General features: G+C 72.8%; 20 protein-coding genes and 1 tRNA gene. 7 read left to right on the top strand and 14 right to left on the bottom strand.

Translation table 11 applies throughout. The features are described from left to right. Positions 1-223: 223 nt before the first annotated feature. Positions 224-300: transfer RNA gene (locus O7542_RS23785), tRNA-Thr, on the bottom strand. Between the two features lie 133 nt (positions 301-433). Between O7542_RS23785 and O7542_RS23790 the strand changes: the two genes are divergently transcribed. Further along, positions 434-2,164 carry a metallophosphoesterase gene (locus O7542_RS23790; RefSeq protein WP_069088065.1) on the top strand — a complete coding sequence of 577 codons (1,731 nt, stop codon included), beginning with the start codon at positions 434-436 and terminating at the stop codon, positions 2,162-2,164. Positions 2,165-2,194: 30 nt separating this feature from the next. Here O7542_RS23790 and ricT read toward each other — a convergent pair whose 3' ends face one another. The 6 genes from ricT to tmk all read right to left on the bottom strand — a co-directional run bounded on the left by ricT (position 2,195) and on the right by tmk (position 8,188). Further along, complete coding sequence (ricT, locus tag O7542_RS23795; RefSeq protein ID WP_043327224.1) at positions 2,195-3,037, bottom strand: regulatory iron-sulfur-containing complex subunit RicT; 843 nt, start codon at positions 3,035-3,037, stop codon at positions 2,195-2,197. Between the two features lie 259 nt (positions 3,038-3,296). After that, positions 3,297-3,965, bottom strand: a complete 669-nt coding sequence (locus O7542_RS23800) for a hypothetical protein (protein ID WP_064448457.1) — start codon at positions 3,963-3,965, stop codon at positions 3,297-3,299. Next, entirely contained in the window at positions 3,965-4,270 is a 306-nt protein-coding gene (locus O7542_RS23805) for a hypothetical protein (RefSeq protein WP_030503764.1), read from the bottom strand. Before O7542_RS23805 ends, O7542_RS23800 begins: the two co-directional genes overlap by 1 nt. A gap of 1 nt (position 4,271) precedes the next feature. Beyond that, positions 4,272-4,601, bottom strand: a complete 330-nt coding sequence (locus tag O7542_RS23810; RefSeq protein ID WP_013473591.1) for a YbaB/EbfC family nucleoid-associated protein — start codon at positions 4,599-4,601, stop codon at positions 4,272-4,274. Between the two features lie 135 nt (positions 4,602-4,736). Next, positions 4,737-6,035, bottom strand: coding sequence for a DNA polymerase III subunit delta' (locus O7542_RS23815; RefSeq protein ID WP_064448456.1), 1,299 nt, complete (start codon positions 6,033-6,035; stop codon positions 4,737-4,739). Continuing rightward, positions 6,032-8,188: a dTMP kinase gene (tmk, locus tag O7542_RS23820; protein WP_233514596.1), complete on the bottom strand. Its 2,157-nt coding sequence runs from the start codon at positions 8,186-8,188 to the stop codon at positions 6,032-6,034. Before tmk ends, O7542_RS23815 begins: the two co-directional genes overlap by 4 nt. 217 nt (positions 8,189-8,405) lie before the next feature. On the opposite strand from tmk, the gene O7542_RS23825 reads away from it, so the two are divergent. Beyond that, positions 8,406-9,614, top strand: coding sequence for an amino acid deaminase/aldolase (locus tag O7542_RS23825; RefSeq protein WP_210884349.1), 1,209 nt, complete (start codon positions 8,406-8,408; stop codon positions 9,612-9,614). A gap of 64 nt (positions 9,615-9,678) precedes the next feature. Here the strand turns inward: O7542_RS23825 and O7542_RS23830 are convergent, their stop codons facing one another. Next, positions 9,679-10,254 carry a TetR family transcriptional regulator gene (locus tag O7542_RS23830; RefSeq protein ID WP_073826205.1) on the bottom strand — a complete coding sequence of 192 codons (576 nt, stop codon included), beginning with the start codon at positions 10,252-10,254 and terminating at the stop codon, positions 9,679-9,681. 219 nt (positions 10,255-10,473) lie between these two features. Between O7542_RS23830 and O7542_RS23835 the strand changes: the two genes are divergently transcribed. Both O7542_RS23835 and O7542_RS23840 read left to right on the top strand, forming a co-directional pair. Continuing rightward, positions 10,474-11,790 (top strand): D-arabinono-1,4-lactone oxidase, encoded by a 1,317-nt coding sequence (locus O7542_RS23835; RefSeq protein WP_281605233.1) that lies wholly within the window; start codon positions 10,474-10,476, stop codon positions 11,788-11,790. A gap of 111 nt (positions 11,791-11,901) precedes the next feature. Further along, positions 11,902-12,822, top strand: a complete 921-nt coding sequence (locus O7542_RS23840) for a DUF559 domain-containing protein (protein WP_069088098.1) — start codon at positions 11,902-11,904, stop codon at positions 12,820-12,822. 46 nt (positions 12,823-12,868) lie between these two features. Here the strand turns inward: O7542_RS23840 and topA are convergent, their stop codons facing one another. From topA to O7542_RS23870, 6 genes are all read right to left on the bottom strand, one after another. Continuing rightward, positions 12,869-15,694, bottom strand: a complete 2,826-nt coding sequence (topA, locus tag O7542_RS23845; protein ID WP_166455718.1) for a type I DNA topoisomerase — start codon at positions 15,692-15,694, stop codon at positions 12,869-12,871. 269 nt (positions 15,695-15,963) lie between these two features. After that, entirely contained in the window at positions 15,964-16,572 is a 609-nt protein-coding gene (locus tag O7542_RS23850; protein WP_166455717.1) for a hypothetical protein, read from the bottom strand. After that, positions 16,563-17,105, bottom strand: a complete 543-nt coding sequence (locus O7542_RS23855) for a hypothetical protein (protein WP_043327238.1) — start codon at positions 17,103-17,105, stop codon at positions 16,563-16,565. Before O7542_RS23855 ends, O7542_RS23850 begins: the two co-directional genes overlap by 10 nt. A gap of 102 nt (positions 17,106-17,207) precedes the next feature. Then, complete coding sequence (locus O7542_RS23860; RefSeq protein WP_043327240.1) at positions 17,208-19,556, bottom strand: sodium-translocating pyrophosphatase; 2,349 nt, start codon at positions 19,554-19,556, stop codon at positions 17,208-17,210. A gap of 305 nt (positions 19,557-19,861) precedes the next feature. After that, the gene (locus O7542_RS23865) at positions 19,862-20,299 is read right to left on the bottom strand and encodes an ATP-binding protein (protein ID WP_043327241.1); all 438 of its coding nucleotides are present in this window, start codon (positions 20,297-20,299) and stop codon (positions 19,862-19,864) included. Then, complete coding sequence (locus O7542_RS23870; RefSeq protein WP_013283649.1) at positions 20,299-20,649, bottom strand: STAS domain-containing protein; 351 nt, start codon at positions 20,647-20,649, stop codon at positions 20,299-20,301. The genes O7542_RS23865 and O7542_RS23870 overlap by 1 nt, the downstream gene beginning before the upstream one ends. Positions 20,650-20,782: 133 nt before the next feature. Between O7542_RS23870 and O7542_RS23875 the strand changes: the two genes are divergently transcribed. From O7542_RS23875 to O7542_RS23885, 3 genes are all read left to right on the top strand, one after another. Further along, positions 20,783-23,278: a DEAD/DEAH box helicase gene (locus O7542_RS23875; RefSeq protein WP_281605234.1), complete on the top strand. Its 2,496-nt coding sequence runs from the start codon at positions 20,783-20,785 to the stop codon at positions 23,276-23,278. A 243-nt stretch (positions 23,279-23,521) separates the two neighbouring features. Then, positions 23,522-23,728: a hypothetical protein gene (locus O7542_RS23880; RefSeq protein WP_043327245.1), complete on the top strand. Its 207-nt coding sequence runs from the start codon at positions 23,522-23,524 to the stop codon at positions 23,726-23,728. A gap of 141 nt (positions 23,729-23,869) precedes the next feature. Then, the gene (locus O7542_RS23885) at positions 23,870-24,448 is read left to right on the top strand and encodes a hypothetical protein (protein WP_043327247.1); all 579 of its coding nucleotides are present in this window, start codon (positions 23,870-23,872) and stop codon (positions 24,446-24,448) included. Positions 24,449-24,507: the final 59 nt, after the last annotated feature.

Consider the following 24,507-nt stretch of genomic DNA (forward strand, 5'->3'; position numbering starts at 1 on the left):
ACCACCGGTCGTTCCGGGAGATCATCCGGCCGGCGGGCCTACGTCACCCTCAACATCTACGCCCACGTTGCTCCGGGGATCGCACGAGAAGCGGCTTCGCGGCTGGAGGGGCGCGGTGGTCGGATGAATAGGTCGGCTGCTCGCTTGGCTGCTCGGCCCTGCGACGGTAGGCGAAAGGCCCAGGTCATGATCGGCGATCAAGCCGGTGACCTGGGCCTTTCCGTGGAGCCGCCTGACGGAATCGAACCGTCGACCTACGCATTACGAGTGCGTCGCTCTAGCCGACTGAGCTAAGGCGGCAACGATCGTAAAGTGTACGGCACTCCCCGGCCGAAGCCGAACCGGATCCCCCCGCCTCCGAACCCGGACACCGAGCCACATCCGCCCCGTCACGGGAGAGACTTCGCGCCGCGTCCCGACTACCCTGCGGCGGGTGACCGACGAACCGCCGCGACCAGCGGCCCCCGAGGCGCATCCCGGCGAGCGCGCCACCCGCCGCCCCCGCAAGATCGACCCGCAGGAGTTGGGCTTCACCCCGCGCCGGCCGGTGCCCTGGCTCGCGCCGCTGCTGTTGATCAGCACCGGCCTGCGTACGCTGCTGGCGATGCTGTTCGGGGCGTACCTGGACAAGCGCGAGCTGCAGAACGCGTTCGGCGACGGCACGTTCCGGCAGGTCGGGCCGGACGGCGGGCTCTGGCTCGACTACGTGGCCGACCTGGGTGACGGCTTCGACGCCACGTACTCGGTGGCGTACCTGCTCGCCCAGCCGGAGCTGACGGTGGACGGGCACCGGCTTCCGCGGGCGCAGACGCTGGTGATGGGTGGTGACCAGGTCTACCCGGCGGCGGGCTACGAGGCGTACGAGGACCGCTGCAAGGGCCCGTACCAGTCCGCGCTGCCGGTCGCTCCGCCGGAGAAGCCGACGCTGTTCGCGGTGCCGGGCAACCACGACTGGTACGACGGGCTGACCGCGTTCCTGCGGCTGTTCGTGCGGACCCGGGACCGGCACTTCGGCGGCTGGGGCACCGGCCAGTCCCGCTCGTACTTCGCGGTCGAGCTGCCGGCCGGCTGGTGGCTGCTCGGCCTCGACGACCAGTCCGGCTCGTACCTGGACGACCCGCAGCTCACCTACTTCGACGAGGTGGCCCGCAAGCTCACCCCGGAATCCAAGGTGATCCTGGCGGTACCGGCGCCGACGTGGGTCAAGGCCGTGGACCACCCCAACGCGTACGACTCGATCGACTACTTCATCCGTACCCTCGTCGCGCCGACCGGCGCGCAGGTGCGGGTGCTGGTCTCCGGCGACCTGCACCACTACGCCCGCTACGCCGGGGCGGACCGGCAGCTCGTCACGTGCGGCGGTGGCGGCGCCTACCTCTACCCCACGCACCGGCTGCCGGAGAAGCTGGAGGTGCCGCCGCGTGACACGCTGACCCGGCGGGCCAGCAACACCCGGGAGTACGACCTGGCCGCGCGCTACCCGGACAAGGCGCGCTCCCGCCGGTACGGCTGGGGCATCTTCGCCCGGCTGCCGTTCCGCAATCCGGGCTTCACCACGCTGCTCGGCACCCTGCACACGCTGCTGATGCTGGCCATGGCCGGCGTGGCGGTGCAGCGGGTGGGCACCACCGAGCAGCGCCTGTTCAGCGTGCCGCTGGCGATCATGCTGGTGGTGGCGATGATGGGCGCGGTGTTCTTCGCCAAGCCGCCGACGGCGGGCGGGAAGCGGCACGCCCGCCACTGGATCCTCGGGGTGGCGCACGGACTGGCCCAGATAGCTCTCGCCGCCGGCGGCACGTGGGTCTGGTTGCAGCTGCCGTTCTACGACTGGCCGTGGCCGCTGCCGGCGGTCGCCGCAGCGGTGCTCTACGGGCCGGTGAGCGGTCTGGTCGCCAGCCAGCTCGTCGCGCTGTACCTGCTGGTGGCCGGCGCGTTCGGGGTCAACCTGAACGAGTTGTTCGCCGCCCAGGGCATCGAGGACTCGAAGGCGTTCCTGCGGTTCCGGATCGACCCGGACGGCACGTTGACGATCTACCCGATCGCCGTGGACAAGGTGTCCCACGACTGGCAGCTCAACCCCGACCAGTCCCCCACCGCCTCCTGGCTGACCCCGAAGACCCCGCTGACCCCCCGCCTGGCCGAACCCCCCATCGTCATCCGCTGACCCCTGATCGCCGCCGAAGGGGCGGGAGGGTCAGGGCTGGGGGTAGTGCTGGTCGTGGGCCTGTCTGGGGCCGCAGACCGACGCGCGGGAGCACATCGAGCGGGAGCCGTCGGCGTCCAGGCGGACCGTCACCGCGTCGCGCGGGACGCTGTGGCCGACCACCTTGCCCTCACCCTGCGGCGTGGACACCCGGCTGCCGACCGCGGGGGCCGTCTCCTGGAACTTCTGGTACAGCGGGTGCTCGTACTTCAGGCAGCACATCAGCCGCCCGCACGCGCCGGAGATGCGCAGCGGGTTGAGCGGCAGGTCCTGGTCCTTCGCCATCCGGATGGTCACCGGCTCGAAGTCGGTCAGGAACGTGGCGCAGCACAGGTCACGCCCGCAGGAGCCGATGCCGCCCTGCACCCGTGCCGAGTCGCGGGCGGACAGCTGCCGCAGCTCGACCCGGCAGTGCAGGGTGGCGCCCAGGTCCCGGACCAGGGAACGGAAGTCGACCCGGTGCGGCGCGGTGAAGTAGATGGTGGTGCGGTCGCTGCCGTTCTCCGGCGTGGCCAGGACGTGGTCGACGGCTACCACCTTCATCGGCAGGCCGTGTTCGCGGATCAGCCGCTTGGCGGCCACCTTCGCCTCGGCCTTGCGCCGGCGCAGCATCTCGTCGCGGCGCAGATCGTCGTCCTCGGCGAGCCCGGCGAGTTTCGGGAATCCGTCGGTGTCCTCGGTGACCCACTGGGCCGCCCAGACGCACTCGGCCACCTCGGGCCCCTCGTCGGTGGGCACCAGCACCCGGTCGCCCACCTGCGGGCGCAGCTCGCCCGGGTCGAGGTAGTAGAGGCGCCCGTACCGGTTGAAACTGACCGCGCAGAGCATGCCCATGCGCCCCACCCTACGCGGATCGGGGCCCGCCGTACGGCGGGCGGTCGCCGTACGGTCACCGACAGCGGCGATCGGCTCCGTCGACCCGGCCGAATCGCCCCTTCGCCTCGCCCGGACGGCTGAAACCTCGCCCGCCGCCGGGACAAGCGTCTGCCGACAGCGTTGAGTGAAGACATACCTGCGGGGGGTGCAGGGGAAGTCCACGGCGTCGCCGCCGTTGCCCGGCCACGGCCGGTCCGGCGCGCGGCGCCGTGGACCGTCAGTAGCCGATTCGGGTGGTGCCGCCGTAGTGCGGCGCGACCGCCGGCCGATCCCGCCAGACCGTCTCGGCGAGGCTCGGCCCCCACTGACGCAGCAGCGTCTCGGCGCCGTCGTAGGCGACTCCGAGCACGCCCAGGATCCGGGTGGCGATCTCGGCCGCGGCCGACGCCCCGGCCGGTCCGGCGTGGACGCCGGGCCGGGTCGCCGCGTGCACGGCGACCGCTTCGGACGAACCCAGCACTTCGGCCAGCGCGCGGGCCAGCGCGACCCGGCTGCCCTCCACCCAGCCGGCCAGCGCGTCCGCGTAACTCGCCGTCGACTCCAGCCGCCCGACCAGGCTCTCCGGCCCCTCGTCCAGGTGCCGGAGCAGTGTTGCGCGCGCCTCGTCGTACGCCGACGCGGCGGCGCCGGACCAGGCGACCTGGTCGCCGAGCAGGGCGCAGGTGTCGTCGTACCCCCGGACGAGCCGGCGCACGGCGTGGCCGGCGTCGGTCAGCGGCGCGGGGTGCAGGTCGAGGAACTCGCGCACGGCCGCGCCGGGGAGCACCTGCATGCGGCGCAGCAGCGGCCAGAGGCGGTGGCCCTCGGGTGCGCCGGCGGCGAGCAGCGTGTCGACGCGGGCGAGCAGGTCGAGCCCCGGCTCCGCGAGGCGGTCGAGCGCGTCCATCAGGCCTCCCGGGCCAGCCGCCGGGCCACGCCGTCGTCGGCGGCGGCATAGCGGTCGGCGGCGCTGCGCAGCGCGGCCGCGGCGGCGGCCAGCCGGACGGCGGCAGCCTGTGCCTCGCGCGCCCGGTCGGCGGTGGCGGCGGTCCACTGCCGGTGCAGCGCGCGGCCCACCTCACCGGGCCGGCCGGCGGCGTGCGCGCCGAACGCGGGGTGCGGCGGGTCGGTGGCGGTGACCGTGCGGGCCAGCGTGGCGAGGGTCGCGCCGGCCTCGTCGAGGCGGGCGGCCAGGGCGCGCAGCGTCTCCATGTCAGGCTCCCGCCAGCGGCCGGTAGGCCGCGAACGTCTCGTTGTGCAGCTTCTCCCGCGCCCACTGCGCCGCGTCGGCGGCGGCGGTGACCGCCGCCTGCACCGACCCGGCCACGTCACGTGGGCTGCGGTGGTGCAGCGGCCCGAGGAAACGCACGTCGGTGATGCGCCCACCGGCTGTCACCACCACCTCGACAAGGCCGTCGGGCGAGCGGACGGTGACCTCGACAGTGGCCACCGCCTGGTCGAACTCGGCCTGCAGGTTCTCGATGCGGCGGTAGCGCCGCACCGCCTCCTCGATCCAGGCCTCGTCGATCTCGCCCCGCGGCATCGGCGGACTCCTCCCGGCCGGTCGGCCCCAACATCACTGAGCGTGCCGCCTCGATCACGGCGGCATCACCGGGGACCGTACCGCACGCCAATCGCGCGTGTCGATGCCCTGTGGACAGCGTGGAGCGGGCGTGGGTCAGCCGCGCCAGAGGGCGAGCATCATCGCCTCCACCGCGATTCGCGGCTTGACGTTCGCCTCGATCGCCGCCCGGCACTCCAGCACCGCCTCCAGGCGGCGCAGCGAGCCCTCGGCGTCCCACTTCTGCGCGCCCGCGCCGGCCAGCGCCGCGGTGTCGGTGTGCACCGGGGCGACCGGCGCCCGCAACGCCATGGTGAGCGCGTCGCGGTAGAACCCGGCCAGGTCGACCAGCGCCCGGTCGAGCGCGTCCCGCTGGGCACGGGTGGCCCGCGACTTCTGCCGTTTTTCCAGGTCCTTGAGCTGGCCGGCCGCGCCGCGCATGGCGCCGGCCGCGCCCCGGCCGGTGCCGCCCGCGCCGAGCGCGGTCTGCAACGCCGTACGCTCCGCCTCGTCGATCTCGACGACCGAGGCGGCGGCCTCCGCCTCGGCGGCCTCGATCAGCGCCGAGGCGGCGTCGAACGCCGCGCCCACGCCGGTCAGCCGGCGCGGCACGGCCAGCACCGCGTCGCGCCGCTGCCGGGCCTCCGGGTCGCGGGCCAGCCGCCGGGCCCGGCCCACGTGCCCCTGCGCGGCCGCCGCGGCCCACTCGGCCACGTCCGGCGCGATGCCGTCCCGGCGGACCAGCACCTCGGCCACCGCGGCCGGTGGCGGCTGGCGCAACGGTACGACGCGGCAGCGCGACCGGATGGTCACGGAGATGTCGTCGGGGTGGGTGGACGGGGCGCAGAGCAGGAAGACGGTACGCGGCGGCGGCTCCTCGATCGCCTTGAGCAGCGCGTTGCCGGCGGCCTCGGTGAGCCGGTCGGCGTCCTCGATGATCACTACCTGCCACCGGCCGCCGGACGGGGTGCTCGCCGCCCTGAGCACCAGCGCGCGCATCTCGCCGACACCGATGGAGAGCCCGTCCGGGACGACGAGGCGTACGTCGGCGTGCGTGCCGGTGAGCGTGGTGTGGCAGCCGGGGCAGCTGCCGCATCCGGTGCCGTGCACGCACTGCAGGGCGGCGGCGAACGCGCGGGCGGCCACCGACCGGCCGGATCCGGGCGGCCCGGTGAAGATCCAGGCGTGGGTCATCCCGGCGCCGGGATCGGCTTCAGCGGCGGGTGCCGGAGGCGGGTCGGCGTCGGTGCCGTCGAGCTCCTCGGCGAGCGCGTCGAGGTCGTCGTACCCGCCCGCCGGCGCGCCGGCCGCGACGGGCACGGCGGCGCGCAGCAGCGCGGCGGCCGAGGCGGCGGCCCGCCGCAGCGTGTCCACCGCCTCGTCCTGCCCGACCAGATCGCCGAAGACGTCGGTCATCTTCGGGGTTGCTCCATCGTCACCAGCTCCGCGTCGGATAACTCGGGCTGGACCGAGGTGTCCGGGCCCTGCGCCGGACGCGGGTGCACGATCCCGCCCGGGTCGGCGAGGAGCTCACCCACCCGGCGGGCCACCGCGTCGGCGATCTCGTCCACCGGCCGGGACGCGTCGAGCACGAGGTAACGCTTCGGGTCACCGGCGGCCAGGTCGAGGAAGGCGTACCGGACGCGCTCGTGGAACGTCAGCGACTCGGCCTCCAGCCGGTCGGCCCCCTCGTTGCGCGTCTCCACCCGGCTCAGGCCGGTACGCGGCTCGACGTCGAGCAGCACCACCAGATCGGGCTTGAGCCCACCGGTGGCCCAGGACGAGAGCCAGGAGACCTCGTCCACCGGAAGCGTCCGGCCGGCGCCCTGGTAGGCGAGCGACGAGTCGACGTACCTGTCGCTGATCACCACCGCGCCACGCACGAGCGCCGGGCGGACGACGGTCGCGACGTGGTGCGCCCGGTCGGCGGCGTAGAGCAGCGCCTCGGCGCGCGGCGACGGCGCCTCGTCCGTGCCGGTGTCCAGCACCAGCGAGCGGATCCGCTCACCGACCGGTGTGGCGCCCGGCTCGCGGGTGACCACCACGTCCCGCCCCTGCGCGCGCAGGCGCTCGGCGAGCACGGCGAGCTGGGTGGACTTGCCGGCGCCCTCGCCGCCCTCGAAGACCACGAAGAGACCGCTGGAGACGAACGGCTCGGCCGGCATCAGCGGGCGGCCCCGGATCGAGCCCCACAGGTCGGCGAGGACCGGCACGCCCTTCTTGTCGTCCATCTGGCCGAACGCGCTGATGCCGGCGATGATGCCGGCCGCGCCGGCGGCGAGCAGCAGCAGGCGCGTCGAGGAGATGGAGATGCCCAGGTCGGCGATGGTGAGCTGGCGGGAGCCGCCGACGCCGACCAGGAGGCTGCTGAGCGCGATGGCGAGGATCAGCACCAGCCGGGTGCCGATCTGCACCACCGCGAAGACCCGGCCGCGTACCTCGTCGGCGACCTCGCCGCCGAGCAGCGTGGTGCCGGCCAGGAACGCCATGCCGGCGCCCGCGCCGACCAGGATCGCGCCGAGGATGGCCATCGACAGGTGGATGGCGAACGCGAGCACCAGCACCGAGGCGCTGGCGAGCACGATGCTCATGCCGAACCAGCGGCGGCGGGACATGTCCCGCACGATCATCGGACCGAGGCCGATGCCGAGCGCCAGGCCGACGAAGATCGCGCCGAAGAGCAGCGAGAACGCGGCGTCACCGGCGCCGAGCGAGTTGGCGAAGAACTTGGCCGTGCCGACCACGATGCCGCCGCCGGCGAACGCGCCGAAGATGCCCAGCACCAGGCCGCGGACGAGCGGGGTCTGGCCGATGTACTTCCAGCCCTCGGAGAACTGCCGGAACATGCTCTGCTCGGAGCGCTCGGCCTCGCCGCGCTGGGCGTGGCTGATCTCCTTGATCCCGAACGCCACCACGAGCGCGGTGGCCAGCCGGGAGAACGCGTTGAACCAGAGCGCGAGCTGGGCCGGCTCGGCCCAGTTCGGCAGGTCGCCGCCGACCGCGCCGCGGACGCCGCGGTCCAGCACGGCCAGCGCGATGGCCGCGGCCACCGGCGTGAGGCCGTACGTGGTGATCAGCGTGAGCTGGTTCGCCGCTTCCAGCCGGGTACGCGGGATGAGGTTGGGAACCGCCGCTTCCTTGGCCGGGATCCACATCAGCGTGATCGACTCGATCAGGAACGTGGCGATCAGCGCCCAGCCGACCACCAGCCCGCCGGCGGCACCGGTCAGCGCGTAGAGCGGGATCGAGGCGAACAGCACGAAGCGCAGCAGGTCGCAGATGACCATCGTCCACCGGCGGTCGAACCGGTCGGCGAACACGCCCGCCACCGGGCCGAGCACCAGCGCCGGGAGCAGCCGGATCGCTGTCACACCGCCGAACGCGGCGCCCTGGGCGGTGCTGCCGGAGACCTGGGAGGCGGCGAACAGCGCGGTGGCGAGCAGACCGAGCCAGTCGCCGAAGGAGGCGGCGCTGAGGACGATCCACAGCCTGCGGAACGGCCGGATGCGCAGCACCGAGCGGATGGCGGCGACGCCGGAGTGGTCGGCGGCTGTCCCGGGCGACGACACGCCGGGCGACTCGCCGTTGTTCTGGCTTTCGATGGCCGTACCTCCACGTGCCGGCCCAGGTTTGGGCATCCCCGGTGGAACACTCTAGTCGCGCGGGAGGAGCAGGCCTGCGCGACATTCACCTGCTCGCTGAGCCTAGGCCGCCGGGACCACCGCCCGCAGCCCGGACAGACGCGAGGGTATTTCGCATTCTCGCCCAGACAGTTAGCGTGCAGACGTGGCCATCGACCGTGACAAACTTCGCGAGCGTCTCGACCGGGCGACCGCTCACCTCGACCCGCCGTACGCGGTGGTCGACCTCTCCGCGTTCGACGCCAACGCCGGCGCGCTGACCGGCCGGGCCGACGGCAAGCCGCTGCGCGTGGCGAGCAAGTCGGTACGGGTCCGCGAGCTGCTCACCCGCGTGCTCGGCCGCCCCGGCTGGCAGGGCGTGATGGCCTTCACCCTGCCCGAGGCGGTCTGGCTCGCCCGCTCCGGCGTCAGCGACGACGTGCTGGTGGCGTACCCGACGGCGCACCGGGCCGGCCTCGCCGAACTGGCCGCCGACCCGGCGCTCGCCGACGCGGTGACGCTGATGGTCGACGACCCCGCCCAGCTCGACCTGATCGACCAGGTCTGCCCGCCCGCGCGCCGCCCCGCGCTGCGGGTCTGCCTCGACCTGGACGCCTCCTGGCGGCCGCTGCGGGGCCGGGTGCACGTCGGCGTGCGCCGCTCCCCGGTGCACAGCGCCACGGCGGCCGGCGCGCTCGCCGCCGCCGTCGCCGCCCGGCCGGGCTTCCGGCTGGTCGGCCTGATGTCGTACGAGGCGCAGATCGCCGGTCTGGGCGACGCGCCACCCGGGCAGGCGGTGCTCGGCTCGGCGATCCGGGTCGCGCAGCGCGGGTCGTACCGGGAACTGCTGGCCCGCCGCTCGGACGCGGTCGCCGCGGTACGCGAACACGCCGACCTGGAGTTCGTCAACGGCGGCGGCACCGGCAGCGTGGCCGCCACCAGCGCCGACCCCGCGGTCACCGAGGTCACCGCGGGCTCCGGCCTGTACGGGCCGACGCTGTTCGACGCGTACCGTGCCTGGCGGCCGACCCCGGCGGCGTTCTTCGCCTGCGCGGTGGTCCGCCGCCCGGCGCCCGGGCTGGCGACGGTGCTCGGCGGCGGCTGGATCGCCTCCGGCCAGGCGGCGAGCAGTCGGCTGCCCCGGCCCTGGCTGCCGGACGGCCTGAAGCTGCTCGGCGCGGAGGGCGCCGGTGAGGTGCAGACGCCGCTGGCCGGGGACGCCGCGGATGACCTGCGGGTCGGTGACCGGGTGTGGTTCCGCCACGCCAAGGCCGGCGAGATGTGCGAGCACGTCAACGAGGTGCACCTGGTCGACGGGGACGCGGTGGTCGCGACGGTGCCCACCTACCGGGGCGAGGGCCACGCCTTCCTCTGACCCGCCGCCGGCGTGACGACGGCGGGCCCCGGCGCACCCGGGAACCCGCCGCTCGGCGTGCCGCTCAGCCCTGGGACACGGCCTCGGCCGGGGCGTTGACCTGCCGGTGCAGGTACTCCCGGATGAGCGCCTTCGCCTCGACCAGCACCCGCTCGTCGCCGTCGGTGCGGCGGCGGAAGGCCAGCTTGATCAGGGCATCGGCCGCCTCGACCGCGACCTCCAGGTGGAACCGCAGGTCGGGCACCCCGGCCAGGCCGAAACGCTCGGTGAGCACGCGGGCGAGCTGCTCCGCGATGACCCCGTTGTTGTCCCGCTGGTCGTCCAGCAGGTGCAGGTCGACCACGTCGCCGAAGTGCAGGGTACGGAAACCGGGGACGGTGCGGTGCATCGAGATGTACTCGTCGATCGCCGCGTCGACGCCGTCCCACCAGTGCGTCAGATCGTCCGACGCGAACCGCTCGTCGAGCCGCTGGAGGTAGGACTCCATGGTCCGCAGCGTCAGCGCCTGCACGATGGCCCGCTTGTCCGGAAAGAACTGGTACACCGACCCGATCGCCACCTCGGCGCGCTCGGCGAGCAGGGTCGTGGTCAGCCCTTCGTACCCCACCTCGTCGACGAGCTCGGCGCAGGCGTCCAGCATCCGCTGGACCCGCGCGACACTTCGACCCTGCACCGGTACCCGACGCAGCGGCCCGGTCGTGGCGGCTGGTGTGGACACTCGGCGCCACCCCCCTTCGACGGATGAACATATCTGCACGTCACGAGTCTGTGACTACCGGTACAACGAGCCGGGCTCGATTGCGGTATTTACCAGGCACAACGTTCCTGATATGAATTCAGTTCATATTCATGTCGAGGAGTGGCCGCGATGACCGGTACCACCGCCACCTGGTCCAACTGGGCCGGCAACCAGCACAGCTCCGCGCTCCTCACCGTGCGCCCGCGTAGCGTCTCCGACGTCGTCGAGGCGGTCCGTCAGGCCGCCGCGGCCGGCCGGACCGTCCGGGCCACCGGCAGCGGCCACTCCTTCACCGCCACGGCTGTGGCCGACGGGCACCGCATCGACCTCGCCGAACTGGAGACAGACGTCACCGTCGATGTGGCGCGCCGCCTGGTCACCGTACCGGCTGGAATGACGTTGCACACGCTCAACGAACTGCTCGCCGGGCACGGCCTGGCGATGCCGAATCTCGGCGACATCGACGCCCAGACCATCGCCGGCGCGCTCTCCACCGGCACCCACGGCACCGGGGCGAAACTGGGCTGCCTGTCCACCTTCGTGGCTGGGCTGACGCTCGTCACCGGCACCGGCGAGGTGCTGCGCTGCTCGGCCGAGGAGAACCGCGACGTCTTCGACGCCGCCCGGGTCGGGCTCGGCGCGGTCGGCGTACTGGTCGAGGTCACGCTGCGCTGCGTCGACGCCTTCGTGCTGCGCGCGCACGAACGCCCCGCCCCGCTCGCCGAGGTGCTCGGCGACCTGCCCGGCCTGTACGAGGCGCACGACCACGCCGAGTTCTACTGGTTCCCGTACACCGACCGGGTGCAGGTCAAGACCAACGACCGGGTACCCGCCGACGACCAGCCGCTGCCCGGCTGGCGCGGCTGGCTCGACGACGAGTTCCTCTCCAACACCGTCTTCGCCGGCGCCTGCCGCCTCGGCCGCGCCGTACCCGCCCTCGCCCCCACGATCAGTGCCGTCTCCGCCCGCGCGCTCACCGAACGCACCTACACCGGCCGTTCCGACCAGGTCTTCTGCACACCGCGCCGGGTCCGCTTCGTGGAGATGGAGTACGGCCTGCCGCGCGAGGCGCTGCCCACGGCGCTGGCCGAGCTGCGCCGGATCGTGGACCGGCTGCCGTTCAAGGTGCTGTTCCCGGTCGAGGTGCGGTTCACCGCCGCCGACGACATCTGGCTGTCCCACTCGTACGGGCGGGACTCCGCGTACATCGCCGTGCACCAGTACGTGGGCATGCCGTACGAGCCTTATTTTCGCGCGTTCGAGCAGGTGGCGACGGAGCTGGGTGGCCGCCCGCACTGGGGCAAGCTGCACTGGCGCGATGCGGAGTCGCTGGCCACCGCCTACCCGAGATTCGAAGACTTCCGATCCGTCCGCACCCGCCTGGACCCCCACAACCTTTTCCAGAACCCGTACTTGACCCAGGTCCTGGGCTCCTGAAGATCTTGGTACGAAGACGCCCATCGAGGGGCGTCTTCGTACCAAGATCTCGGCGGTTGTCCACAGGGGCAGCGTGACGGGTGCTGTTCGGGTGGGGTTGCCGGTGTGGAGATGCCGGGGGACGACGCGGGGGAACTGAGCTGGTTGCTCTTCCGTCAGGCGCGAGTGCTGGGTGCGGCGCAGGCTCGGCGGTTCCTGTCCGAGAAGACGATTCGGCACCGCATCGCCAGCGGGCGCTGGCGGCAGGTGCACCCCCGGGTCTACGTCACGCACGACGGTCCCGTCGGCCCGGATGAGCGGCGCTGGATCGCGGTGCTGGCGGCTGGACCGGCCGCGACATTGGGCGGGCTGACCGCAGCCCAGTGCTGGGGGCTCAGGCGCTACGAGAGCCGACTCATCCATCTGCTGCTGCCGGCCCGGCACCAGACCCGGGCGATACCACCTGGCGTACGGGTCCACCGCACCACAGTGCTACCGCCGGAGGACGTGCTCGCGATCGGCCGGCCCCGCCGGACCATGCCGGCCCGCTCGCTCGTCGACGCGGCGCAGTGGGCAGCGACCGACGAGGAGGCACGGGCCGTCATCGCGGCGGGCTTCCAGCAACGCCTGGTCTGGGGCGACGACCTGCACCGGGTGCTGGAACGGCTTCCCCGGGCGCGTCGCCACCGCCTGATCCTGACGACCGCCACCGACGCGGCGGGCGGCGCCCACTCCCTCGCCGAACTCGACTTCCTCGATCTAGTCCGGCGGGCCGGGCTACCCGAACCGTCTCTCCAGGTCGTGCGGCGAGACGCCACCGGGCGGCGCCGCTACCTCGACGTCTGGTTCGAGCGGTGGCGTGTGCACGTCGAGATCGACGGCGGGCAGCACTTCGACCCGAGGACCGCCTGGGCGGACATGCAGCGGCAGAACGACGTCTGGTCCACCGGTGACCGGGTGCTCCGCTTCCCCGCCTGGGCCGTCCGCAACGACCCCACCCGCGTGATCACCCAGTTGCGTGCCGCCCTGCGATCCGCAGGCTGGCCCGGCTGAGATCTTGGTACGGAAACGCCCTTCCAGGGGCGACTCCGTACCAAGATCACTCGTTCGGGGTTGAGGTCGCCTTCTTGGGGGCCGCCTTCTTCGCGGGGGCCTTCTTCGCCGCGGTCGTCTTCTTGGCGGCCGTCGTCTTCTTGGCCGCCGTTGCCTTCTTGGCCGGGGCGGCCTTCTTTGCGGCCTTCTTCTTCGGGGCCGGGCCCTTCGCGCGCTTCTCGGCGAGCATCTCCGACGCCTGCTCCAGCGTCAGCTCCTCCGGCGTCTGCCCGCGCCGCAGCGACGCGTTGAACTCGCCGTCCGTGACGTACGGCCCGAAGCGCCCGTCCTTGATCACCAGCGGCTTCTCGGTGAGCGGGTCGTTGCCCATCTCCCGCAGCGGCGGCGCGGCGGCCCGGCGCTGGCGCGTCTTCGGGGCGGCCAGCAACGCCAGCGCCTCGTCCAGCGTGACGGTGAACATCTTGTCTTCCGAGTCCAGCGAGCGGAACTCGTCACCGCGCTTGACGTACGGGCCGTAGCGGCCGTTGTTGGCGAACACCTCGGTGCCGTCCGGGGCCACGCCGATGAGCCGGGGCAGGCGCAGCAGCTGCAACGCCTGCTCCAGGGTGAGGCTGTCCGGCGACTGCGAGCGCAGCAGCGACGACTTGCGCTCACCGCTGGCCACGTACGGGCCGAACCGGCCGGACTTGAGCAGGATCGGCTCGCCGGTCGACGGGTCGTCGCCGAGCTTGCGCTCACCGCCGCCGCCGAGGAACAGCTCGTGCACCTTCTCCGGGGTCAGCTCGTCCGGCGCGAGGCCCTCCGGGATCGGCGCCCGGTCACCCTGCGAGCCGCCCTCCTCGCCCTCGCCCTCACCCGAGGCCGAGCCCGAAACCGAGGCCGTGCCCGAAACCGAGCCGGGGAGCGCCCGCTGCAGGTACGGCCCGTACCGGCCGACCCGGACGACGACCTCGCGGCCCTCGTCGTCGGTGAACAGCGGGATCGAGTTGACGCTGCGCGCGTCGATCTCGCTGAGGTTCTCGGTGACCAGTTTCTTCAGGCCACCGGCGTGCGCGATGGCCTGGTCGCCGGTGCCGTTGGTGCTGCCGAAGTAGAAGGAGGTGAGGAAGTCGACGGCGGCGTGGTCGCCACCGGCGATCTCGTCCAGCTCGTTCTCCATGCTGGCCGTGAAGTCGTAGTCGATCAGGCGCGGGTAGTGCCGCTCCATCAGCCCGATCACCGCGAACGCCAGGAACGTGGGGATCATGGCCTGGCCGCGCTTGGTCACGTACCCGCGGTCCTGGATCGTCTGCATGATCGACGCGTACGTGGAGGGGCGGCCGATGCCCAGCTCCTCCAGGGCCTTCACCAGCGACGCCTCGGTGTAGCGCGACGGCGGCTGGGTGTGGTGGCCCTGCGCGGCCAGCTCGTCGGCGGTCAGCGGCTGATCCTTGACCAGCGTGGGCAGCCGCCGCTCGGCGTCCTCGGCCTCGGCGTTCTCGTCGTCGCTGGACTCGACGTACGCGCGCAGGAAGCCCGGGTCGGTGATGGTCTTGCCGGTCGCCCCGAAGTCGGCCTCCTCCTGGGCGGAGGAGACGGCACGGATGCGCACCGAGACGCTGGAGCCGACCGCGTCGGTCATCTGCGAGGCGATGGTGCGCCGCCAGATCAGCTCGTAGAGCTTGTACTCCTCGGCGGACAGTTCCTTGGCCACCTCGCCCGGGGTGCGGAAGTTGTCGCCCGCCGGGCGGATCGCCTCGTGCGCCTCCTGCGCGTTCTTCACCTTGCCGGTGTAGCGGCGCGGCTCCGGCGGCACGCTGCGCTCGCCGTACAGCTCGACGATCTGCCGGCGGGCCGCCGCGATGGCGGTCTCGGACAGGTTCACCGAGTCGGTACGCATGTAGGTGATGTAGCCGTTCTCGTACAGGCGCTGCGCGGTGCGCATCGTCTGCTGCGACGAGAACCGCAGCTTGCGGGCCGCCTCCTGCTGGAGCGTGGAGGTGATGAACGGCGCGTACGGGCGGCGGCGGTAGGGCTTCTCCTCGACCCGGGTGACGGTGAACGGCCGGTCGGCCAGGCGGGCGGCCAGTCCCCGGGCCCCGCCCTCGTCGAGGTGGACGACACCCGCTCCGGCGCGAACACGACCCGTGGTCGGCTCGAAGTCCTTGCCGGTGGCGATCCGGTCACCGTTCAGCGCGACGAGCGTGGCGTTGAACGTACGCGGGCCCTCGCCCGGCTTCGCCACCGCGAGCGTGGCCAGGATGTCCCAGTACTCGGCGGTGCGGAACGCCATCCGCTGGCGCTCCCGCTCGACCACGATCCGGGTCGCCACGGACTGCACCCGGCCCGCCGACAGCTTCGGCATGACCTTCTTCCACAGCACCGGCGAGACCTCGTACCCGTAGAGCCGGTCGAGGATGCGCCGTGCCTCCTGGGCGTCGACCAGGTCGCGGTCGATCTCCCGGGGGTTGGCCACCGCGGCCTGGATGGCCGGCTTGGTGATCTCGTGGAAGACCATCCGCTTGACCGGCACCTTGGGCTTGAGCGTCTCCACCAGGTGCCAGGCGATGGCCTCGCCCTCGCGGTCCTCATCCGTCGCCAGGAAGATCTCGTCGACCTCCTTGGCCAGCTTCACCAGCTTGCTGATCTGCTGCTTACGGTCGGGCGACACCACGTAGAGCGCGTGGAAGCCGTTGTCGACGTCGACGCCGAGACGCGCCCAGGGCTCACCCTTGTACTTCGCCGGGACGTCGGCGGCGTTGCGGGGCAGGTCCCGGACGTGGCCGAAGCTGGCCTCCACGACGTACCCCGGGCCGAGGTAGCCCGAGATCGTCTTGGCCTTCGCCGGAGACTCGACGATGACCAGACGGGTGGTTCCAGCGTTGCTCGGCACGTCTCTCCCCGACCTCACTCCTACGCCATGCCCGCTTCGGGCCGTGTTGCGCCACCCGGACCACGGGCGGTCCGGATGTCCAACGTAACGCGCCGTCCGCGTTCCGGGTTTCGTGGGCGGCAAACGGGCCGCTCTCCCGGCGACCGCCGGCCGCACCCTGCCGGACGGCGTCACGGTACACCGTGGGTAGGGCGGCAGGCGTGTCACTGTGACGATCGCGTACACCCGGCGGAGCCGTCTCCGGGTGTCCGGGTTCGGACACCGGACGGTCAGCCGGGCGCGCCCGGCCACTCCGCCGCCGGCGCCGTGACCGGCCGTTCCCCCACCAACTCGGCGAGCCGCGACATGCGCCGCCCGCCGATCCGGAACGCGGGCCCGCCCTCGTCCGGCTCCACGAACGCGGCCGGCAGGCCGACCGCCGCCAGCGCGGCGCGGACCACCGGCCAGCACGGCTCGTCGGCCGGTCCGAGCCGCAGCCGGAACCCGGCCGGCTCGGCCGTCCCGGCCGCGGCCGCCCAGAGCCGCAGCCGCCGCCCGTCCAGGTGGAATCGGGCCGGTGGCCGCTTCACCGCCCCGCGCAGCCAGGCCCGCGCGAGCGGCGCCAGCATGCTCGTGTACGCGGTGCGCACCCGGTGCCGCCCGTCCTCGGTCGGCTCCCAGCTCGCCGGCACGCCCCGGGCGCCCAGCTCCGCCACCAGCACGTGCACCCGCCAGGCGGCGTCCACCACCACGGAGATCCGGGCCGTGCCGCCCATCCGCCCCACCTCTCCCGGCCCGGCGAGCAGGCCGGCGAGATCCGCCAGCACGGGATCGGCCGCCTCGGTGGAGAACAGCGAGGGCTGGCGGGCCGGTTTCGGGGTGGGAGGGGTCAGCGACACTCCGGGACCTCGTCGAAGGCCTCTTTCAGCTCGGTCGAGTTGAGCTTGCTGGTGTCCAGCGCGCTCGCGTCGTACTCCTTGTTGAGCGTGTCCACGGCGGCGCGCACGCCGTCGTAGAACGGGCCGGCCTGGGCGGTGTCGAGCCCGTCGATGGCGGACCGGGCCCGGCCGTACGCGTCGCGCATCTTGCTCAGCGACCCCAGGAACCCGGCGGACACCTCGGCGCCGCGCTCGGCCTCGGGCACGCCCGCCTCCTCGACCTTGCGCCGGGCCGTCTCGCTGGCCTGCTCGGCGCCGGCGAAGAGCCGGACCAGGTTCTCCTTGGCCTGCGCCGGAGTGGTCTGCGCGGTCATCTGCTGCTGGGTGCTGCTGGTCAGCTTGGAGATCTCCGCGCGCCACGGGGTGAGCGCCTGGCACACCGACGCGGCCCAGACCCGGGGGCTCGGGCCGCCGCCGCACCCGGCGACGACGAGGACCAGCGTGGCCAGGACCACCGTGAGCTTTCCGGCGGTTGCCGCCCGGCGCGTACGCATGCGTTGCAGCGTACGACCTCCGGGCGGAACCGCCACCGCTCAGGTTTGCCGGGCACGGGGCTCCCGGCCGGCCGGGACCGGCCGGGAGCCGTCGCGTGGACCTCAGGCGTTGACCGTCTCCGGGCGCTGGTCCGGCTTGCCGGCGTCGCTGTCCGAGTCGGTCATCGCCACGCCCTTGCGCTTGCTGAACACCACGGCCCCCGCGATGATCAGCGCGGCGACCACGGCGATCGTGATGCGCAGCGGGTTGTTCTGGTCGTTGCCCACGCTCCAGGCCACCACGGCCGGCGCGATCAGCAGCGAGACCAGGTTCATCACCTTGATCAGCGGGTTGATCGCCGGGCCGGCGGTGTCCTTGAACGGGTCGCCGACGGTGTCGCCGATGACGGTGGCGGCGTGCGCGTCGGAGCCCTTGCCGCCGTACGCGCCGTCCTCCACCAGCTTCTTGGCGTTGTCCCAGGCGCCACCGGAGTTGGCCAGGAACACCGCCATCAGCGTGCCCGCGCCGATCGCGCCGGCCAGGTACGCGGCCAGCGCGCCCGGGCCGAGGCCGAAGCCGACAGCGATCGGGGCCAGGATGGCCAGCAGGCCGGGGGTCAGCAGCTCGCGCTGGGCGTCCCGGGTGCAGATGTCCACGACCTTGCCGTACTCGGGCCGCTGGGTGCGGTCCATGATGCCGGGCAGCTCACGGAACTGGCGGCGTACCTCCATCACCACGGCGCCGGCCGAGCGGGACACCGCGTTGATGGCCAGGCCGGAGAAGAGGAAGACCACCGCGGCGCCGATGATGAGGCCGACCAGGTTGCGGGGGTTGGCGACGTTGAGCGAGTTGAGGATCTCGTTGCCGACGTCGTTCACGCCCGCGTCCTCGTACGAGGAGCGCAGCGTGTCGGTGTACGAGCCGAACAGCGCGGTGGCGGCCAGCACGGCGGTGGCGATCGCGATGCCCTTGGTGATCGCCTTGGTGGTGTTGCCGACGGCGTCCAGCTCGGTGAGCGTCCGCGCGCCGTGCTCGTCGATGTCGCCGGACATCTCGGCCACGCCCTGCGCGTTGTCGGAGATCGGGCCGAACGTGTCCATGGCGACGATGACGCCGACGGTGGTGAGCAGGCCGGTGCCGGCCAGCGCGACGGCGAACAGCGACAGCGTGATCGAGCTGCCGCCGAGCAGGAACGCGCCGAACACGCCGGCGCCGATCAGCAGCGCCGAGTAGACGGCCGACTCCAGGCCGACGCTGATGCCGGCGAGGATGACGGTGGCCGGGCCGGTCTGCGAGCTCTTGCCGATGTCCTGCACCGGGCGCCTGTTGGTCTCGGTGAAGTAGCCGGTCAGCGCCTGGATCGCGGCGGCCAGCACGATACCGATCACGACCGCGCCGATGGCCACCAGCCGCGGGTTGCGGTCGACGTCGGTCAGCCCGCCCTCCAGCTCGGCGAAGGTGGCCGGCAGGTACGCGAACGCGGCGATCGCGACGAGCACCGCGGCGATGAGCGCGGAGAGGTAGAAGGCCCGGTTGATGGCGGTCAGGCCGTTGCGGTCGCTGGCGCGCAGCCGGGTGATGAAGACGCCGACGATCGCGACGAGCACGCCGATGGTGGAGATGATCAGCGGGAAGACCAGGCCGGTCTCACCGAACGCGGCCCGGCCCAGGATCAGCGCCGCGACGAGCGTGACCGCGTACGACTCGAACAGGTCGGCGGCCATGCCGGCGCAGTCGCCGACGTTGTCGCCCACGTTGTCGGCGATGGTGGCGGCGTTGCGCGGGTCGTCCTCCGGGATGCCCTGCTCGACCTTGCCGACCAGGTCGGCGCCGACGTCGGCGGCCTTGGTGAAGATGCCGCCGCCGACCCGCATGAACATGGCGAGCAGCGCGGCGCCGAAACCGAAGCCCTCCAGCACGGTCGGGGCGTCACCCCGGTAGATCAGCACGACGAGCGCCGCGCCGAACAGACCGAGGCCGACGGTGAGGAAGCCGACCACGCCGCCGGTGCGGAAGGCGATCTTCATGGCGCCTTCGCGTCCGCCTTCGCGCTCCCGCGCGGCCGCTGCCACCCGCAGGTTGGCGCGGGTGGCCAGCCACATGCCGGCGCCGCCGATGAACGCGCTGAACAGCGCACCCACCACGAAGAACGCCGAGCGGCCGAGCTTCACCAGCGTTTCGTTGCCGTCGGTGTCGTGCACCGGCAGCAGGAACAGCAGCACGACGGCGATCACGACGAAGATCGCCAGCGTGCGGAACTGCCGCAGCAGGTACGCCGACGCGCCCTCCTGCACCGCGCCGGAGATCTCCTGCATGTTTGTGGTTCCCTTACCGGCCGCCAGGACCGCCCTGGTGAGGGCGGCCGCGAAGACGAGCGCCACCAGCGCGATGACCGCGGCGATGACGACGTACGTCACGTTGGCTCCGGTAAGGGACAGTGCGCCGCCGTCAGCGGCCAAGGTCCCGGACATCTATGTCCTCCTGTACCGAACAACTCGCGCCGGCCGGTGGAGACGCACGGGCCGACGCCTGGATGCGGACTCGCAAGCGCGCGCCAACCACTCCGGCGGACCGTTCCCGCTGGCTACGGGACGGGATCACTTGCTGACAACCCGGGTACTGTAGCCCTCCGGCGTGGCGAGGGTCACAGGCAGGGGGCACCGTGTCTCGATGATCTTCGTAACTGTGTTATACGAAGAAATCTGATATATGGCCCGGTCAACACGACGAGGCCGCGCTCCCCGTGCGGGGAACGCGGCCTACGTGAACGGGAAGGTCAGGCGCGTCCGGCCGGCCAGGTCATCCGGACCTCGGTGCCGACGCCCTCGTCGACCGGGCGGACCTGGAGGTCCTCCACGAAACCGGCGAGCAGCGCGAAGCCCACCCCGGTGGTGAGCGCGTCCTCGCTCAGCGACTCCTTGGCCAGCTCGTCCGGCCCGAGCGCGGCCAGGCCGAGGCCCGCCTCGATCGGCGCCCGGTCCACCACCCGGACCGTGTAGCCGCCGGTGTCGGACATCTCCACGTACACCGGATCCGCCAGGCCGTACTGCCGGTGCAGCGCGACCGCCCGCGTGCACGCCTCACCGATGGCCAGGCGCACCTCGTCCAGCAGATCCTCGCGTACGCCGGCCCGCCGGGCCACCGCGACGCCGACCAGGCGTGCGGTACGCACGTGCACCGGGGCCGGAGAGAAGGAAAGCTTGACGGTGGCCATCACGCGCCGGTGGAGTCGGCGGCGATGGCCGCGTCGACCGTCGGATGCAGCGGGAAGACCTGGTCCAGGGCGGTGATCCGGAAAATCTTGAGCAGCGGCTCCTTGTCGCAGACCAGGGCGAACGAGCCGCCGGCCGAGCGCAGCCGCTTGAGCGCGCCGACCAGCACGCCCAGTCCGGTCGAGTCGAGGAAGTCCACCCGGCCCAGGTCGACCACCACGTGGCGGGCCCCGCCGTCGATCAGCTCAAGAAGCCGTTCCCGCAGGCGGGGGGCGGTGTAGACGTCCACCTCACCACCGACCTCGAGCACCGTGTGCTCCCCCACGGCGCGGGTCGCCAGCGACAGCTCCATCGGCCCCTCCTCGGTAAACTCTCCAGGGCATCTAACCATCCCCCGTGCGGCCCTCTCGGATCACCGGCCACGCCCCTCCCTTACCCCCACCCTGCGGTTCCCAATTCCGAACACCAGTGCGAGAGTGCAGGACGTGACCGACCACAGCCCCGGCCCGCGGCGTGCTCCGGGTGAGCTGCTGCGCCGGCTGCGGCTGCGGCACCCCACCGACCCGGTCACCCACGTCGAGCGCGTCCCGGCGCGGGCCGGCGAGCCGGTCGGGTGGCCCGGCTGGGCGCCGGAGGAACTGCGGGCGGCGTTCGCGCGGCGCGGCGTCACCGCCCCGTGGCGGCACCAGGCCGAGGCCGCCGAGCTGGCGTACGCCGGCAATCACGTCGTGGTGGCCACCGGCACGGCGTCCGGCAAGTCCCTGGCGTACCAGCTGCCCGCGCTGAGCACGCTGCTCGCCGACCCGCGCGCCACTGTGCTCTACCTGGCGCCGACCAAGGCGCTCGCCGCCGACCAGCTCCGCGCCGTCGCCGGTCTCGACCTCGACGGGGTACGCCCCGCCACCTACGACGGGGACACGCCGCGCGCCGAGCGGGAGTGGATTCGGCGACACTCCCGGTTCGTGCTGACCAACCCGGACATGCTGCACCACGGCATCCTGCCCGGTCACGCCCACTGGTCCGGGTTCCTGCGCCGCCTCGCGTACGTGGTGGTCGACGAGTGCCACACCTACCGGGGCGTCTTCGGCTCACACGTCGCGCACGTGCTGCGGCGGTTGCGGCGGCAGTGCGCGCGCTTCGGGCGTACCCCCGTGTTTCTGCTGGCCTCGGCCACGTCGGGTGACCCGGCGACGGCGGCCGGGCGGCTCACCGGTCTAGCAGTCACCGCCGTCACCGAGGACACGTCGCCGCGCGGCGGCGTGACGTTCGCGCTCTGGGAGCCGCCGCTGCTGCCGCCCTCCGACTCGGCTCCCGACGCCGACCTCGTCCAGGTCCGGCGCTCCGCGCTGCGGGAGACCGCCGACCTGCTCGCCGACAGCGTGGTCGAGGGGGTACGCACGCTCGCGTTCGTGCGGTCCCGCCGGGGCGCCGAGGTGGTCGCCGCGAACGCCCGGCGGTCGCTGGACGAGGCGGTCCCCGGCCTCGGCGAGCGGGTGGCCGCCTACCGGGCCGGCTACCTGCGCGAGGAACGCCGCGAGCTGGAACGGGCGCTGCTGCACGGCGACCTGCTCGGGCTCGCCTCCACGAACGCGCTCGAACTCGGCGTCGACCTGGTCGGGCTGGACGCGGTGCTGATCTGCGGCTGGCCCGGCACCCGCGCGTCGCTGTGGCAGCAGGCCGGGCGGGCCGGGCGTTCCGGCGACGAGGCGCTCGCCGTGCTGGTGGCCCGGGACGACCCGCTCGACACCTACCTGGTGCACCACCCGGAGGCGCTGTTCGGGCGGCCGGTCGAGGCGACGGTGCTCGACCCGGCCAACCCGTACGTCCTCGCGCCGCAGCTCGCCTGCGCTGCCCACGAGTCCCCGCTCACCCCCGCCGACCTTGACCTGTTCGGTGAGGGCGCGAAGGAAGCGGTGGACTCGCTGGTCGAGGCGGGGGCGCTGCGGCAGCGGCCCACCGGCTGGTACTGGCGGCACCGGGAACGCCCCGAGGTCGACCTGCGCGGCGAGGGCGGCGCCCCGGTCTGCGTGGTGGAGGAGTCCACCGGCCGGCTGCTCGGCACCGTCGACGGCGGATCGTCGCACTTCCTGCTGCACACCGGCGCGGTCTACCTGCACCAGGGCGTCTCGTACGTGGTCGACTCGCTCGACCTGGCCGACGGGTGCGCGCTCGTGCACGCCGAGGAGCCGGACTGGTCCACCCACGCCCGCGACGTCACCTCACTGTCGGTGGTGTCGGTCCGCTCGTACGTGGACGCCGGCCCGGTCGGTCTCTTCCTCGGCGAGGTGGACGTGACCAGCCAGGTGGTGTCGTACCAGCGGCGGCGCATCGCCACCGGCGAGGTGATCGACACCCGCCCGCTCGACCTGCCGGCCCGGGAGCTGCGCACCGTCGCGGTGTGGTTCACGCTCTCCCCCGAGTCGCTGACCGCCGCCGGTGTCGAGGCGGCCGACGTGCCGGGCGCGCTGCACGCCGCCGAGCACGCCGCCATCGGCCTGCTGCCGCTGATGGCGACCTGCGATCGCTGGGACATCGGTGGGCTGTCCACCGCCCTGCACCCGGACACCGAGGCGCCCACGGTCTTCGTCTACGACGGGCATCCCGGCGGGGCGGGTTTCGCCGAGCGGGCGTACGGCACCGCCGCCGCCTGGCTGCGCGCCACCCGGGACGCGATCGCCGAGTGCGGGTGCGAGACCGGGTGCCCGTCGTGCGTCCAGTCCCCGAAGTGCGGAAACGGCAACAATCCGCTGGCGAAGGCAGAGGCGGTGAAGGTCCTCGACGTGGTGCTGGTGAATCTCGCCACGGTCGGCGGCCCGGACGCGGGTGCCGACCCGGACCCGCCCACCTCTGGCCCGGAGGCGGACGGCCCGGAGGCGGGTGCCGGCCCGGACGCGGGCGGCCCGGGGAGCGGCGAGGTGTTGCCCCGGCAGGGCGACCGGGTGGCCCGCCCAGCTCAGACGGCCGGTGGCCCACCCGCCTGACCTGGTCCGCGCCCGTCGGGTGGGGCCTCCCGCCAGTTCGGGGAGGTTGCTGTATCGGCGGCTGCTGGACCCCGACACTTCGCCGAACTGGTGTCGATCAAGGTGGGCCGTGCCCCGGGAGTCTGGTTGGTGGGACGGGTGCATGAGGGCAGGGCCCTCGGGGCATTGATGTATGGGAGCGCTTCCATGCATCATTTCCGGTAGCGCAGGTGACCCCAGACCCGTCCCGCCGGAGGTGCCGCCGTGGCCGACACGATCGCCGAGACCGTCGAATTGCTCTACACCATCGACCAGGAAAACCTAACCCCCGACCAGCAGATCGCGCTGGGCACCGCGCTGGCCACGCTCGCCCAGGCGGAGCGGCTGGAGCAGATCAACGAGCGCCTGCGCGGCATTCACCAGGTGCTGAACAGTTGGGCGATGAAGGCCACGGTCGACGGCGGTCGTTGACCTTTCGTCGTCGTTCGCCTTGTGGGGTGGGTGGGTGCCCGGAAGCCGGAGGCCCTCGCGAGCGGTGATCCTGGCGCGAGCGGGGGCAAGCGGCGGCGGGCCTGCTGTGCGAGACTCCGGCGACCCCTCGAAGGAGATCTGATGTCGCTCGACAACCTGCAGGCCCATAACCGGTTCATCGTCCGACAGCGGATCCGGATGATGGTCAACCAGTACGAGGTGCACGCCGCGGCACCCGACGGCTCCGAGGCCGGGCTGCTCGCGTTCGCGCAGCAGAAGCGGCTCGCCTTTAAGGAGCAGGTGACCATCTACACCGACGACTCCAAGCAGTACCCCCTTCTCGGGTTCAAGGCCCGGCAGCGGCTCGACCTCGGCGCCACATACGACGTGACCGACCACGCCGGCAACCCGATCGGGCTGTTCCGCAAGGACTTCGCGCAGTCGCTGCTGCGCTCGACGTGGCACGTCGAGCAGCCCGGGCTGCCGCCGGCCACCGGGCAGGAGCGCAGCCTGCCGGTCGCGCTGCTGCGCCGGTTCGTCGACTCGCTCTCCTGGCTGCCGTACCACTTCGACTTCGTGGCCGGTGGCCAGCCGGTGTTCTCGGTCGACAAGAAGTGGGGCCTGCGCGACCGGTACGTCGTCGACATCCCCCACCCGCAGATCGACCGGCGCCTGGTCATCGCGATGGCCGTCGGGTTGGACGCGCTCCAGTCCCGCTGACCCCGCGCCACCTTTTCCACCCGCCGGCCGAGCCCGGAGCGCCAGCGATCGACGCCCCC

It is taken from the genome of Micromonospora sp. WMMC264, from assembly GCF_027497275.1.
GTDB lineage: Bacteria > Actinomycetota > Actinomycetes > Mycobacteriales > Micromonosporaceae > Micromonospora > Micromonospora chalcea.

Coding starts and splice junctions, on each gene's coding strand:
- O7542_RS23815 (WP_064448456.1), bottom strand. CDS start 6,035: ATGACCGACGTCTTCGGCGATCTGGTCGGGCAGGACGAGGCGGTGGAC.
- O7542_RS23885 (WP_043327247.1), top strand. CDS start 23,870: ATGTCGCTCGACAACCTGCAGGCCCATAACCGGTTCATCGTCCGACAG.
- O7542_RS23830 (WP_073826205.1), bottom strand. CDS start 10,254: ATGCTGGACGCCTGCGCCGAGCTCGTCGACGAGGTGGGGTACGAAGGG.
- O7542_RS23860 (WP_043327240.1), bottom strand. CDS start 19,556: ATGTCCGGGACCTTGGCCGCTGACGGCGGCGCACTGTCCCTTACCGGA.
- O7542_RS23865 (WP_043327241.1), bottom strand. CDS start 20,299: ATGGCCACCGTCAAGCTTTCCTTCTCTCCGGCCCCGGTGCACGTGCGT.
- O7542_RS23870 (WP_013283649.1), bottom strand. CDS start 20,649: ATGGAGCTGTCGCTGGCGACCCGCGCCGTGGGGGAGCACACGGTGCTC.
- O7542_RS23840 (WP_069088098.1), top strand. CDS start 11,902: ATGCCGGGGGACGACGCGGGGGAACTGAGCTGGTTGCTCTTCCGTCAG.
- O7542_RS23810 (WP_013473591.1), bottom strand. CDS start 4,601: ATGCCGCGGGGCGAGATCGACGAGGCCTGGATCGAGGAGGCGGTGCGG.
- O7542_RS23855 (WP_043327238.1), bottom strand. CDS start 17,105: ATGCGTACGCGCCGGGCGGCAACCGCCGGAAAGCTCACGGTGGTCCTG.
- O7542_RS23800 (WP_064448457.1), bottom strand. CDS start 3,965: ATGGACGCGCTCGACCGCCTCGCGGAGCCGGGGCTCGACCTGCTCGCC.
- O7542_RS23805 (WP_030503764.1), bottom strand. CDS start 4,270: ATGGAGACGCTGCGCGCCCTGGCCGCCCGCCTCGACGAGGCCGGCGCG.
- ricT (WP_043327224.1), bottom strand. CDS start 3,037: ATGGGCATGCTCTGCGCGGTCAGTTTCAACCGGTACGGGCGCCTCTAC.